Raw genomic sequence first — 14,293 nt, 5'->3', positions numbered from 1 at the left:
ATTTTAAGCACCGCTTTTTTTCATGAAAGCAATCTATAAATAATGCTACATTACAATCCCCTTAAAAATAAGAACTTCCCGCTCTATTTTATAAAAAAACGGATATTTTGACTAAATACAGGAAATAATACAGCAAGTAAGCACACAAAATTAGAATTGGTGAAAGGAGATTTTTACGAATGAATGCAAAACTTTTAAAATTAATTGGTGGATCAGCACTTGCAGCGATGCTTCTTGCCGGCTGCGGCGGCGGAGATGACAATAATGATGATAATCCAGCTGACGATCCGAACGTGCAAGAAGATGTCAATGACGTACAGGATGACGTTGACGAGGGTGTTAACGATGCACAGGATGACGTCGACAATGATGCAGAAAATGGAGTCAACGACGAAACCAACGATACGAATACAGATGGTGACATGGATCCGGCTACCGATGAAAATACGCCGGAAGAAGATGTTGTGGAAGATCAAAAGGATATGCAAGACGCTGATAATAAGGACAGCTAACAAAAAAAGCAACGCGCCGGAAGTTTTAATTCATAACCGGCCGCTGCTTTTTTTGTATATAAAAATTTTGTCACCGGTTCAAAAGTATGATAGAGTATAAGAGTTATTATTTTAGAGAAGTCAATGAGGCTATTTCTAGGAGGTACCTATTGGCAATGTCAATATTAAATGGTTTATCACACGGTATTAAAATTAGTATTACCCGTTCAATTACGATGGCGTTTGAACAATATATGGCGAACATTATGTGGGATGAGGATACGTACAGCCCGTCCGACTTCATGAAAGAATGGCAACGCTACATTCAGCAAAATGCCTCATGGTACAGTGACGTGCCAAGTGATGTAAAAAACGATCCGCGGTTTCATGAAGAGCTGGCGGTGAAAATCAATAAAGTGGTTGCGAAAATCTTTTCGGAAGAACCGACAGAAGTGCAAATTGAGACAATTAATGCGCTGCAGGAAAAGCTCGGAACGGACTATGACTTTTCATGTAAGGCGGAAGCGCGTTTTTATATCGATTTTTTGAATGAGTACGAAAAAAAAAAGCCGAAGGGCTAAGTCCTGCAGATGAGCAGGACTTAGCGCTGGCTTCACTCATGTACGTTCAAGTGTATGACGCGGAAATGCCGATACAGTCCTACACAAAACAAGATATACACTATATTATTCAATTGCTTCAGCAAACCATTCAAACGGGGCAGGACGGTCTGCGGTCGAGGATTGTCCATTAATCAAACGTTTTCCTTTAACGGAAAACGTTTTTTTCTTTGTCTGGCGTGTTTGGGCGCTTTCGAATTGCTTCGGAAAACACTTCAATCAGCTTTTCACCTTCTAGTCCCTGCTCGATAAGAGAATGAAGCACTTGCCTCGCATACTCGTTTCGTATTTGGCGCAGTTGTGCGTCAAACAGGACGCTCGTGCCCAGTTCAAGCGGCTGAAAAGAACGAATCGCTGCATTGAACATCGCCGGGTCATTTCCACGGTGGGAAATCGCGATGCGTACCGTTAACTGCTTATCTTGTTCAAATGCGCGGACCGCCTGCACGTCTTCTTCATTTAAAAATAATTCAATCAGCCAGGAGCGCTGTTCATCTTCACGATTAATGATCAGTCCATCTTGGAGTGTGATTGGAATCAGCTCTCCATTTTTCTCGATAAAAAATGCTGCCACTTTAAAGGTTTTCAAGAAACACACGCTCCTCTCATGAAAGCGATTTATAAAAAAGTATATCAATAATTAAGCGAAAAATCATTTTTTGTCCAAAAGAAACTGGATGCAACAGTAGATGGTCTGTTCGTCGATTCCCATTCTTTCGAAAAAAATGGGTAAAAATAAAATAAAGTGAGAATTGTCCGAAAATACCTTTTTCATTTATGCTAAAGTCATTCAAATGGAAGGAGGAGAGCAAGCTGATTAATCAAGTGACGCTTGTTGGCAGGCTGACGAAACATCCGGAAGTAAGGCATACGGCCGATGGAACGCCGCTTTTGCAAACGACGATTGCGGTCAGCAGACCGTACCGGAATGCAAAAGGTGAAACGGACACAGACTTTATTTACTGTACAGTCTGGGGCCGTCTGGCGGAAACAGCAGCGAAGTACAGCGAAAAGGGATCACTTGTTGCAGTGCTGGGCATGATTCAAACGAGAAATTACAAAGATTCGAATGGCAAAACCGTTTATGTAACCGAAGTGCTTGTTCAGACGATTCGTTTTCTGAGCAAAAAACAACAGGAAATGGAAACAAAAGAACTGCCTGGAGTCATTCAGACGGTACCGTTAATTTAGGAGTGAGCTGTATGACGGATCAAGTCGAACGTGTCATTGAAGATGTGATTTTTCAGCTTGGTAAAGCGAAATCAATGATTTATCAACTTGAAGAACGAATTGAAAAATTGGAAAAAGAAAGCCGAAAGTAAAAAAGCAGCCGGCATGAAAGCCGGCTGCTGGATGATCCTCTTCTATCTTCGTAATGGCGCCAGCCGCTGCTCCGCCAAATGCTCCTCTAGCGTGAGGCGGGGCTTTTGTCCAATTTGAACAAATTTAACAGGTCCTGATCATTCATATTAGCAATAAATGCGCCACTTTGAATGATTTCACTGCTCGCCGCTTGCTTCGATTCAATCATCGCGTCAATTTTTTCTTCAATCGTGCCTGTCGTAATAAATTTATGTACATGAACAAACCGACTTTGACCAATTCGATAGGCCCGGTCTGTCGCCTGGTTTTCGACTGCAGGGTTCCACCAGCGGTCATAATGAATAACGTGATTGGCCGCAGTTAAATTCAAGCCGGTACCGCCCGCTTTCAGTGAAAGCAAAAAGAAGGGAAACTCGCCGTTTTGAAACTGCATCACGAGTTTGTCGCGTTCCAGCTTTGGCGTAGAGCCATTTAAAAAGGGAACACGGATGCCGAATTCTTCCGCCAGTTCGCGCTGAATCATTTCGCCCATGCCAATATATTGGGTAAAGATAAGACATGCTTCATTTTGTTCAAAAATATTACCGGCTAGTTCCATCAGTTTATCCATTTTTGATGCACGACTCCGCACATCAACCGGTTTTTTTTCTTTTAAATAGAGAGCCGGATGGCTGCATAGCTGCTTTAACTCATTTAAAAGCCGGAGAATGAGGCCGCGCCGTTCAAAAGCGGATAATTGTCCAATCTGCTCCATCGTTTCGCGGACGGTTTGCTCATATAAAACGGCCTGTTCTTTAGAAAGAGGGCAATATTCTTTTTGTTCAACTTTATCTGGCAGTCCAAGTGCCGCTTCCGGATCGGTTTTCGTCCGGCGTAATAAAAATGGCCGGATCTTTGCCTGCAAAGCGGTAACACGTTCGGCATCATGATCTTTTTCAATCGGCGCCATATACGTTTTTTGAAATTGAGTAAGCGAGCCGAGCCAGCCGCGGTTCGTGAAGTCAAATATCGTCCATAGCTCGGACAGGCGGTTTTCCATCGGTGTGCCGGTGAGTGCGACCGCATGGCGGCTGTTTAGTTTTCGGACAGCACGTGATTGCTTCGTGCCTGCATTTTTTATGTTTTGCGCTTCATCCAAAGCGGCTGTACTCCATTCCACTTTTTGGAGCGTTTCAAAATCAGAGTGAACGAGTCCATAGGTCGTCAGCACGACATCCGCATGCGAAATTTCTTCTGAAAAAGCTTCATCCCGCGGACGGTCTTTTCCATAATAAAGCATAACGGACAAGTCTGGCGCAAAGAAGGCGAGTTCACGCTGCCAGTTGCCAAGCACAGACGTTGGACAGATAATGAGCGCCGGTGTTTCCGGACGTTCATTTTTTTTGACATGCAGCAAGTACGAAATAAGCTGCACTGTTTTCCCGAGCCCCATATCATCGGCAAGACATGCTCCGAAGCCGCATTCCCGTAAAAACAGCAGCCAGCTCATGCCAGCGAGCTGATACGGGCGCAGTTCGCCGTGAAGTTTATCCGGCGGAGCAAGAAGCGGAATATCCGCGCCGCTTTTCAGCCGGTCGATCATTGCTTGAAGAGAGCGGTTCAGCCGGATGTGCACGCGAGCGGCATCGTCCGGATCCGCAAATTCCTGATTGAGCACATCTACAACAGTTATGCCTTCCTGCTTTGCTTTTTCCATGAGCGCTTTAATTTTTCCGATCACTTCCGGATCAAGGTGCACCCAGCGGCCGTTTGCTTTTACAAGACGAGAACCAGCTCCAGCAAGCGATAAAAATTCTTCTTCTGTCATTTCCGCTCCGCCAAGCGCTACTTTAAAATCAAAGTCCAAAATAGCATTCATGCCGACAAACGACTGTTTGTTCCCATCCCGGACATCTGCTGCGATCGATACAGCCGCTGAACGGACTGATTCCCACCAGGGAGGAAGCAGCACGGGAATGCCAAGTGCTGTTAATTTTTCTCCGCGATCCGTTAAAAAGGCAATCGCTTCTTCTTCAGACAAGAAACGCTTTAATTCCCCATGATCATCAAGCTCAGGGAACAGACGGAGCCAGCGGTTGATTTCTTCCTGCGCACCAGTCACGAACGGCTCTGCCGATTTTGGCAGTTTTTTCTTTAATTCATACACTTTTTCAGCCGGCTTGCTGCGCAGCAAAATCGGTTCAAGTGTCCAGCTTTCATCTTCCGCCTGAGGTTCTGACAAACGCAGACCTGCTTCATAGGCATCGGGTTCGCCAGCAGAAAGATAAGCTTGAAGCCGTTCTGGGTCAAAATACCGATTTAATTCATCCGCTGTTAATCTGGCGCCGATCGAGTCCATGACTGCGGTCATATTCGGGTGCGCTTCTGCTGCAATCAATGGAAAAATCCGTTCCACAAACAACAGGCGGCTTTCGCCAAAAATCGATTCCTGCCAAAATGCATCTGCGAATTCATCATGTACACCTTCTGGTACTGTCCATTGAATGCCCTCTTCTATAAAGGCAGGCATCGCCTCAAAGACGGCTTCATACAGCACCGGTGCGCAAGCAAGACTAAAGTGGCCGGCTTCATCCCACTCAAAGCGGGCAAAACGGTTAAAGTGTTCCGCTTTAAAGAGCGATGCCCATTCAAATGGTGTCAGCCGGACAGCGGGCTTGCTGTCCAGTTCGCTGATTGTTAATTTCGTTCCATAAAAGCTTTCCGCGTGGCCGCCGAATAAAAGGCGCGTCCACGAATCAAAAGACAATGGCGCACCATCTGCATCCATTGCCCGTAAATAGAAAAATCCATGTTCAAATTGTGTGACAAGATGAATCATTCCGAGATTAATCATCCAGCAGTCCGCCTTTTCTGCATTCTTCCTGAAACGCACGAAGCCGCTTTGTCTCGCCTAGTTTCCAGTCGAGCCAGCGGTCAAATTCGTCCGTTCGTTTTATTTTTTTATAAATGGTTCGCATTCGCTTGATAAACCGGACCGCTTTTTTATAAGATGTCCGGTTTCTTTCCGCAATGAGTGACGCAATGCCATGGTGAAGAAGTGCCAGCGCGAGCTCGGGCGCATCCTTTATAGCACTTTTTAAGCCGGCACGGTCAAGGTCGGTTAAATCTGCATCGACAAGCATCTGCAAATCGACCCATTCCGCGTAGTCGCCTCGGCCGATCAGAAAATAGCTGAGAGACACATAACTGAACGGCAAAAGCGATGTATACAGCTCCTTCACAAGCAAAGGAGCGCGTTCAGACACGTCATCTTCGTCGACGAGCCGAATCAGCTGCCGAACGAACATGCGCCGGCTATATTCATTTTCAATTGTTAAAATACCATCGCGGGCAATTGACGCAGCAGAACGAAGCACATGCACAAAGCGCCCAGATCGTTTTGAATCCTGCAGCCAGTGAAGAAAGTATGGAAATAAGTCCACCGGTGCGGCAGAGGCTTTTGCTGCAAACTGATCCATTTCACCCAGTAAATAAAGCTGGTGTAAAAAAGCCGCATGCTGCACAGTGCTGCTGCCGGCTGCGAGTGTAATTCGTTCCAGTTCCGCCAAGCGCCATTCCGTTCTTGTAAAAAGTGAATCCCATAATAGACGGTATACATCAAGGCGAGCCGCCGGGAATCGCTCAAATGGAAACCCGAGCAATCGTCCTGCATCCGTCCGTAACTGTTCAATATATGATTCAAACGCAAACGGCGTCGCGCTGCCTGTCATTTTCGCGGCATCATACGCTTCATCCGAAAAGTAAAATAGTACATCATAAGCCGCACGCTCTGCTGTTTCCGGGGCTAAAGCCGCTTCATCCAGCTGTTCTGCCAGAGCAGAAAATGAATAAAAAGCCGTAAACAAGCGGAAGAGAAGGGACCATTCCCGATCAGAGGGTGCCTTTTTGAGAATCGCCTGGTACAACTCCTTCGCCACATATTCCGTCCGGTACGGCTCGTCTTGAATTTTTTCGGCTGAAAGGCGGCTTCGAAAAGCAGACAGCACGAATTCTTTCCAGTCGTTGGCGGACTTCCCGGGAGAGAGAGCCGGCTTCAAGTCAGACGCCCGCATAACGCCCGGAATGGAAAACAAATCCGCCCGCCCTAAAGAAGATGAATCAGTAAACAGCGTTTTCGCCTTCGTCAAAATAGATGGCACCCTTTCGATTCTATAAGATTTCTCCATTATAGCATGAAACAGCCCCTTTTATGCAACAAAAAAGAACATTCGTTCTATTGTTTCTTCATAGTGACAACTGTTACAGAAAAATTACATTTTTAGGGGGAATCTAATAAAATAGCAGTTTTTTTGTTAAATATTAAAAAAGAGAGGTTTTTAGATTACATTTTATATGCTAGACTTAGGTGGTAAATTTTAAGAAAGGAGGCAGAAAAGTGAAAAGAGGTTTTTTCTTTGTCGTATTGGCGTTTATTTTGACGGTTCCTCTATTTAGTTTTGGACAGAATGCCAGCGCAGCAGGCTTCGTGGATGTTCCGTACCGGGCATCGAAAGAAGTGAACTATCTGGCGGAAGGAGGGATTGCCAACGGGTCTTCAGCGACGATTTTTGGTTCGGATAAAACTGTGACACGAGCAGAAGCAGCCGCTTTTATCGGTCGTGCGCTTCAGCTTGACGGAACGAAACGGACAACAAAATTTGTCGATGTAGGTTCAGGCAATTTCGCTTCAGGCTACATACAGTCTGCTGTAGAAAAAGGCGTTCTTTCCGGATATGATGGCGGACGGTTTTTACCATATAAAGAAGTATCCCGCGGGGAAATGGCTGTCATGCTGTCAAAAGCCTTTGGCTATTCATTCGGCGGCACATTATCCGGCGCAGCAAAAGCGTTAACATCACGCGGCATTGCAAACGGTGTAGCAGACGGTTCATTCGGTTCGGATCAAATGATCAAACGGGCGGACTTTGCAGTTTTCCTTGCCCGGGCAATTGCACCGACATTCCGTACGATTCAAACAGATGAATTTAAAACGACGATGTGGAGTAATACAGGCGACCTTAATGTTCGTTCGGGCCCATCCACAGCGTATGCATCAAAAGGCAAAATTGCCAAAGATGCACGCGTAGCAGCCGCTCATTCAGTTGGCAGCTGGACGTATATCCGCTCTGGCACAACAATTGGTTTTGTTAATTCATCCTACTTGCGCAGCACAGAAACAGTCAGTGCAACAAAGCCGCCGGTTTCCACAGCAGATCCGCGTCTGACAAACCAGACAATTATTCTTGACCCTGGTCATGGGGGCAGCGATCCAGGTGCGAGCGGCTTTGGCTTGCAAGAAAAGAGCGTTGTGCTTAAAACAGGATTGAAAGTAAACAACTTGTTAAAGCAAACGCCTTTTAATGTGAAAATGACACGTTCGACAGACACATTTATTACATTGGCGGATCGTGCCGCTTTTGCAAAGCGCAATAATGGAAATGTTTTTGTCAGCATTCATGCCAATGCAGCTTCCGCAAGTGCATCGGGGACTGAAACATTTTATTCGGCTGCAGCAAACAGCCAAAATGCGGCAGACAGCAAGCTGCTTGCAGCGAAGATTCAAGATCGTATGATTGCAGCATGGGACTTGAAGGATCGTGGTGTTAAACAAGCTGGCTATTATGTGCTGAAAAACAACACAGTACCATCTGCATTGCTTGAACTCGGCTTTATTACCAATAAAGGCGATAATGATAAATTGAAATCAGATTACTGGCTGAATTCAATGTCAAAAGCAATCTATTACGGTATTTTGGACTATTATAAAGCAAAAGGCTATGATGTAAACTCGCTTTATAACGTTGCAAAATAGGTCAATATATAAATAGAATATTCAATACATGCCGTGTACAATAAAGAGGGGACCCCAAACAGGGCCTCTCTTATTTTTTTAGTCAGAAGAAAGAGGTGACCGACATATGAATGCTGCCAAACTTTTCACATTATTTTTCATAGCTATTTTTCTTTTCTTCTATACTCCGTCGTCGTCAGAAGCAAATACAGCGGACGGCAGACAGGCGGTAATTATGTTTGAAAAGAGAGTCGACAGCGAACTGCTGGAACAATATTCGGAATCGATCGACTACATATTTCAAGAAATTCCGGCTGCGTCCATCACAATAACAGATACGCAGAAAAAAGCGCTTCAAATGGCACCGGATGTTGAATCCATTGCGTATGATACGCCAGTCCAGTCATCTGCACAGACGATTCCTTACGGCTATGAAAAAGTCGGGATGAAAAATTTGTTGCCGGCTTCATTAAGCGGTGCAGGTGTGAAAATTGGTGTTTTAGATTCGGGTATCGATTCACGGCATCCAGACTTACAAAAACGTGTCGTAGGTGGAATTTGCTTAATGACCATTGTTGATCCTGCCGGCTGCCCGAATTCATACAACGACGATTCGGGACACGGCACACATGTTGCTGGTATTATTGCAGCAAACAATAATACATTCGGTACCGTTGGAGTGGCGCCATCCTCAAGCCTGTATGCCATTAAAGTGCTGAATGAATTAGGCTATGGAACAACCAGTACGATGATTGCAGGTGTGGAATGGGCAATGCGGCAAAAAGTCGATATCTTAAATGTCAGCATTACAACGCCTATTTACGAAACAGCGCTTGAAACGATTATGAAAAAAGCATATGATTCCGGCATTTTAATTGTAGGCGCCGCAGGAAACACAGGTCCTCCAGTTTCAGGAAGTGACTCTTCCGTTGAGTATCCGGCGAAATTTGACAGCGTCATTGCGGTTTCATCTATTGACCAAAATGACAAAATTGATCCGCTTTCTTCTCTTGGGAAAGAAGTAGAATTAACAGCACCGGGTGTAAAAGTATACAGCACATATCCGGATTCCGATTATACGACGTCGAGCGGCACGTCAATGGCTGCGCCTTACGTTTCGGGAATCGCGGCATTGTATAAGGAAAAATACCCGGAAATGACGAACGTTCAAATTCGTGCTCTTTTGCAAAAAAACGCAAAAGATTTAGGTGCAGCAGGACGGGACAGTTACTTCGGATACGGGCTCGTTCAAGTAGATAAAAATCCAATTAATCATGGAATCGAACTTCCTTATACAACCGATAATAAAGGAAAACTGACGGTGGACACAAGCGATCTTACAGCCAAGTTCGGTGCGTATAACGTATATCGCGGTGACACATTAATTGGCAAAAGTGAAACAGCTGACGAATGGACAGACTATGCATCAGCCGGAACGGTCGCCTATTACTTTCACCCGGTTGTAAATGGCGTAGAAGATGAAGTGTTGTTCACAACATTAAAAGCGACAACTACTGCACCAAAAATAAGTGACTTGCGTTCAACGAAATGGTACGACCGTTACATAACGTACCTGTATCATGAGGCGGTTATGACTGGATTTGAGGATGGAACGATTCGTCCGGAAACGAATATTACACGCGGAGAAGCAGCGATTTTAATTGGGCAATCACTCGGGTTGAATGGCACACAGCGTGCAACAACCTTTAAAGATGTAACCGTAAACGTAAGCTCTTCCGGCTATATTCAAAGTTTAGCAGATGCCGGCATTACGAATGGATTCGGAGATGGAACGTTCCGGCCGGCCCAACTTGTGACACGCGCAGAGATGGCGATTTTAATTTCAAAAGCCTATCAGATTGAAACAGCCGCAAAAAGCGAACTGAAAGATATTACAGCAAACATTGCTGGCTATGAATATATAAACGGAGTTACAGCAGCGGGTATTGCCGGCGGATATGAAGATGGAACATTCCGTCCGCATACGCATATGAACAGAGCACAATTTGCCACATTCCTGGCACGAGTATTGAACAAAGAATTAAGATAAATAGAAAAAGGCGTCAGCGGATCATTTTCGCTGACGCCTCAGACTGTCGACAAAGTCGTCAGTCTTTTTTTGAAAGGGCCGATAGGTGAAGCAAAAAGGACTTCGCTTTCCGCGGGCAGTGCGTGAGCCTCCTCGTCGCTCCCGCTCCTGCGGGGTCTCACGTTCACCGCTGTTCCCGCAGGAGTCTGCGCCCTTTTTGCTTCACCCCGTTTTTTGGAAGAGCAGCGAACTTTCGTGCCGTTTTTTGGCTGGCTTTTATTCGCGAAAAACGAGTGGGCATCGTAACGGTCCCGCTTCGGCGCTGCCGCCAGTGGAGCGTGTCCCCATGAACCGGCTCTTTCACGCGCTGCTCTTATAGAAACAGCGGCGGCGGGCTCGCGATGAAGACTCCTGCGGGACTAGCTGGCCAGGTGAGATCGGTGGAGGAGCGTAGCGACGGAAACGAGCTCAGCGCCTGCCCGCGGAACGCGAAGTCGCGAGCCCGCCGCATGTCGGCTCCAATCAGAACGCCATAAACCGCCATAACCAAAGAACAAGGGTGTATAAGAAAAAACAGATGTGCGGACAAAAAGTTTTATTTGTCTACACTCTGAGGCGTCAGCGAGGTCATTCTAGCTGACGTCTTTTTCATTAACTAGAATTTTCAGTTTTATTTCATAAAGATGTCAATATTACATGAATGTAGAAATTGAAAGAAAAAAACGTTTCCCATAAGCGATAAATAACAATTTTTGGATTAAAATCAAATATAATCCCTACTCTATCAATGTTGTGGATGGATATTAGAATGTAATAGAAACGTAACCTAATTTTGGGTTTAAATTTGATACACTTACATAAGTGAGAAAAAGAGAGGCTTGCAGGATGCAGGTCACGAAGGCGTTTCCGCAGGACGCGGTGCAAGTTAGCCTTTGGTCTTTAGAGACAAAGAGAAACTGGGAGGTTTATGGTGAACAGTTGTAAAAAAGCAATAACAGCTTTAATTGCTGCAGTCATGCTTTTGACTCTGTCCCCGCTAACATCGTTAAAAACGGAAGCGGCGTCTGTCGGAGAATCGATCGTGACTTATGGCAAAAAGTTTATGGGTGTCCCTTACGTCTTTGGTGGAACAACACCACGCGGATTTGATTGTTCCGGATTCACACAATATATTTATAAAAATGCAGCGAACGTTTCACTGCCAAGAACAGCAGAACAGCAGTATAAAGTCGGCACAGCCGTTTCAAAAAGCAGCTTGCAGCCAGGGGATCTTGTTTTCTTCGCCAATACATATAAAGCAGGCATTTCGCATGTAGGTGTATATGCTGGTGGAAATATGGTGTTGAACGCAACTTCGAGTGAGGGTATTGCGCTTGTCTCCCTTAACAACTCTTACTGGGGACCGAAATACGCAGGCTCGAAACGCGTTGTAAAAGAGCCGGTTATACCTGATTGGTTCACAGACGTAGCAAAAACAGAAACAACATACGCAGCAATTAAAACACTAACAGATAAAGAAGTTATTAATGGTTTTGATGATTATACATTCCGTCCGGAAGCAAAAGTGACACGCGGACAGGCAGCAGCGATTTTAAATCGTGTACTCGGGTTGAAACCGGAAGTCATGAGTCACTTTAAAGATGTACCAAAGTCTTATCGTTTTGCTTATGATATTGCAGCGATTCGTGAAGCAGGCATCATCAACGGATTTGACGATAAAACGTTCCGTCCAGAAGAAGAAATGACGCGTAACGAAATGGCATCCATCATGCAGCGTGCATTTGAATTGAAAATGTCACAAACCGCTGCTGCAAGTGTTGGATACTCTGATATTCGTGCAGATCACTGGGCGTATGAAGGTATTGTGACAATGGCATCGATTGATAAAACAGGCCTTTTCAAAGGCGGAAAGTTCTATGGAACACACAACGCAACACGCGAAGCATTTACAGTGGCAATCTACAACGCTATGAATGCTCAATAAGAAGAAAAGAATCAGTCCCGGACCCTTACCCCGGGGCTGTTTTTTCTATATACTAGAAATAGTTCCAAATGCAGGCCACCAACAATTGAAGGGAGTTTCAATCTAGGATGAAAAAAGCAGTTTCAATCGTGATGGCGCTTGTTTTATTATTCCCACTTCTGCCATCGCTAAACAACACCGTACATGCCATGGACGATGTAACAGGCATCACACTCGAAAAAGAGCTTCGCGCGATCATTGCCGCTGGTGTGATGAGCGGATATGAAGATGGTACATATAAGCCGGGGAACAATGTAACACGTGAAGAGTTCGCGACATTCTTGGCGCGGGCGCTTGAGCTGCCGGCGGGACCGGCCGTGTTTAAGGATGTCTCGTCATCTAGCAAACTCGCTCCATATGTTAATGCTGCCGCGGCAGCAGGCATCGTGAACGGCGGTTTAAATGGAAACTTCTCACCGAAACAAACGATTACCCGAAAAGATATGGCTTTGATGATTAACAACGCGTTGAATTATTTAGGGAAAGAAGTAGCATACACTGCACCGAACTTTCTGGATCTTGAAGGAATCAGCTCTACCCACCGTATTGCGATCGGTAAAAATGTCAGCATGGGCATTATTTCTGGTTATGAAGACGGCCGGTTTGGTCCAGATGATAAGGCTCAGCGCGACCAAGCAGCTGCGTTTATTTACCGCTTGCTGGAAGGGGATCTGCCGGAACCGCCTGCTGCGTCGTATCAAACAGCCACCATTGATAACAAAGGCAATGTAACTCGTTCAGCGATGCAATATGAATCTTTTGATCTTGCAAAACAGGCCATGACGAAAAGCGGCTCAGAGCTTGTTACAAAAGACGGGAAAATTATTTATATGAAGGATTATGCAGGGATCGTTTTTGCAAAGCCTTCAAGCAATGCAGCAATTGTTAACTTGTATACCGACGAGGCGCTAAAAACGGCGAAAACATATGTAACGGCTTCTCCAATTGGAAGCAGCGGCATTTCAACCGAATTACAGTACATTTCGTCGACAGATTCCTACGTGAAGGTATATCTTGGCGGAGACTATTATTATATGAAACAAGCAGATGCACAACTTGTTCCATATGAAGGAGCAGAAGGACGAGGCTATTACTCTGTTTCAAACGGTCTGCTCGTCCACTATATTTATAATGTTGATACCAATCAAACGTTATCATACACAGCAGGACCTGCCCCGTCATTTATGCGTGCAGGCTCCAAGTATTACAGCTGGGATGGCTATTCATTTTATAATGACAGTGGGCAGCAGGTCGGCCGTGAATACCAGTATTTCCAATTTTTATCAGGACGTGTGAAAACGAGCTACACAGCAGCAGAGCTAGATAACTATATTAAAAAAGTACTGGCTGAACGTGAGGCCGCGTATCCTTCGAAGTATAAAGATGCGACAACAAAAAGTAAATTGCTAGGTTTGGGTACTATTGCTAAAAAAGTAGAAAGCCAGTATAACGTAAATGCACTGCTGATCATAGGCATGGCAATTCATGAAAGCGATTATGGCATGAGCTACAAAGCACAAAAGCTAAACAACTTATTTGGTATTGCAGTATATGACAGCAATCCAAGCGGCGGCACAGCATTTACGACCGTTGAAGAAGGAGTTGTTCATCTTGTAGACGCTTATTTTACAGGTCTGCCGAATGATTCGCGCGGCGGCTACTTTACGCCAAATGACTTCCGTGCGTATGGAGCGGTGCCGGGCAATAAATCAAATGGTATTAATGTAAAATATGCTTCTGATCCAAACTGGGGTGCGAAACTGGCCGGGCATATGTATACGGTGGATCAAGCACTCGGTGGAAAAGACTTTAATAAACAATATACACTTGGTTTTACCAATACGCCGGACTTAAATGCGCGCATCAGTTCAAATGGCGACCTTTTATACACATACAAGTTAAGCAGAATGCCTGTCACAATCCTGAAAGATGGAGACTGGGCACAAGTCGTATCGGACGTTCCGACACGGTCGGATGGCTATATTTATAGTCAATACATTAATAAACTGCCAATCGCAAAATAAGAAAAGCGCAAGG

Annotated in this window: 10 protein-coding genes; 7 read left to right on the top strand and 3 right to left on the bottom strand. The window is 45.1% G+C overall.

What is annotated here, in order from left to right; genetic code table 11:
- Window positions 1-179 precede the first annotated feature (179 nt).
- Together VQ00_RS17410 and VQ00_RS17405 are read left to right on the top strand one after the other, a co-directional pair.
- Window positions 180-512, top strand: coding sequence for a hypothetical protein (locus VQ00_RS17410; RefSeq protein ID WP_046181395.1), 333 nt, complete (start codon window positions 180-182; stop codon window positions 510-512).
- Between the two features lie 155 nt (window positions 513-667).
- Window positions 668-1,072 carry a hypothetical protein gene (locus VQ00_RS17405; protein ID WP_046181399.1) on the top strand — a complete coding sequence of 135 codons (405 nt, stop codon included), beginning with the start codon at window positions 668-670 and terminating at the stop codon, window positions 1,070-1,072.
- Between the two features lie 187 nt (window positions 1,073-1,259).
- On the opposite strand, the gene VQ00_RS17400 is transcribed toward VQ00_RS17405, so the two are convergent.
- Complete coding sequence (locus tag VQ00_RS17400; protein WP_046181394.1) at window positions 1,260-1,700, bottom strand: YwpF family protein; 441 nt, start codon at window positions 1,698-1,700, stop codon at window positions 1,260-1,262.
- 224 nt (window positions 1,701-1,924) lie between these two features.
- Between VQ00_RS17400 and VQ00_RS17395 the strand changes: the two genes are divergently transcribed.
- Complete coding sequence (locus tag VQ00_RS17395) at window positions 1,925-2,302, top strand: single-stranded DNA-binding protein (RefSeq protein WP_046181398.1); 378 nt, start codon at window positions 1,925-1,927, stop codon at window positions 2,300-2,302.
- Between the two features lie 217 nt (window positions 2,303-2,519).
- Here VQ00_RS17395 and VQ00_RS17390 read toward each other — a convergent pair whose 3' ends face one another.
- Window positions 2,520-5,267: a DEAD/DEAH box helicase gene (locus VQ00_RS17390; protein WP_046181393.1), complete on the bottom strand. Its 2,748-nt coding sequence runs from the start codon at window positions 5,265-5,267 to the stop codon at window positions 2,520-2,522.
- A complete protein-coding gene (locus tag VQ00_RS17385) occupies window positions 5,260-6,561 on the bottom strand; it encodes a hypothetical protein (RefSeq protein ID WP_046181392.1) in 1,302 nt (433 codons plus the stop codon). Before VQ00_RS17385 ends, VQ00_RS17390 begins: the two co-directional genes overlap by 8 nt.
- Window positions 6,562-6,809: 248 nt before the next feature.
- Between VQ00_RS17385 and VQ00_RS17380 the strand changes: the two genes are divergently transcribed.
- From VQ00_RS17380 to VQ00_RS17360, 4 genes are all read left to right on the top strand, one after another.
- Complete coding sequence (locus VQ00_RS17380) at window positions 6,810-8,225, top strand: N-acetylmuramoyl-L-alanine amidase (protein ID WP_046181391.1); 1,416 nt, start codon at window positions 6,810-6,812, stop codon at window positions 8,223-8,225.
- Between the two features lie 214 nt (window positions 8,226-8,439).
- Complete coding sequence (locus VQ00_RS17375) at window positions 8,440-10,254, top strand: S8 family peptidase (protein WP_172645603.1); 1,815 nt, start codon at window positions 8,440-8,442, stop codon at window positions 10,252-10,254.
- Window positions 10,255-11,200: 946 nt separating this feature from the next.
- On the top strand, window positions 11,201-12,217 hold the full coding sequence (locus tag VQ00_RS17365; RefSeq protein WP_052728650.1) for a C40 family peptidase: 1,017 nt from the start codon (window positions 11,201-11,203) through the stop codon (window positions 12,215-12,217).
- Between the two features lie 107 nt (window positions 12,218-12,324).
- The gene (locus VQ00_RS17360) at window positions 12,325-14,280 is read left to right on the top strand and encodes an S-layer homology domain-containing protein (RefSeq protein WP_046181389.1); all 1,956 of its coding nucleotides are present in this window, start codon (window positions 12,325-12,327) and stop codon (window positions 14,278-14,280) included.
- The last annotated feature ends 13 nt before the right edge of the window (window positions 14,281-14,293 follow it).

The sequence above is a fragment of the Domibacillus tundrae genome, assembly GCF_000970675.1.
Lineage (GTDB): Bacteria > Bacillota > Bacilli > Bacillales > Domibacillaceae > Domibacillus > Domibacillus tundrae.
This window is presented reverse-complemented; position numbering and strand designations above follow the sequence as displayed.

What these genes read in the sequence shown, in the direction of transcription:
- VQ00_RS17410 (WP_046181395.1), top strand. Translation starts at nt 180, where the DNA reads ATGAATGCAAAACTTTTAAAATTAATTGGTGGATCAGCACTTGCAGCG.
- VQ00_RS17405 (WP_046181399.1), top strand. Translation starts at nt 668, where the DNA reads ATGTCAATATTAAATGGTTTATCACACGGTATTAAAATTAGTATTACC.
- VQ00_RS17390 (WP_046181393.1), bottom strand. Translation starts at nt 5,267, where the DNA reads ATGATTAATCTCGGAATGATTCATCTTGTCACACAATTTGAACATGGA.
- VQ00_RS17375 (WP_172645603.1), top strand. Translation starts at nt 8,440, where the DNA reads ATGTTTGAAAAGAGAGTCGACAGCGAACTGCTGGAACAATATTCGGAA.
- VQ00_RS17365 (WP_052728650.1), top strand. Translation starts at nt 11,201, where the DNA reads ATGGTGAACAGTTGTAAAAAAGCAATAACAGCTTTAATTGCTGCAGTC.
- VQ00_RS17360 (WP_046181389.1), top strand. Translation starts at nt 12,325, where the DNA reads ATGAAAAAAGCAGTTTCAATCGTGATGGCGCTTGTTTTATTATTCCCA.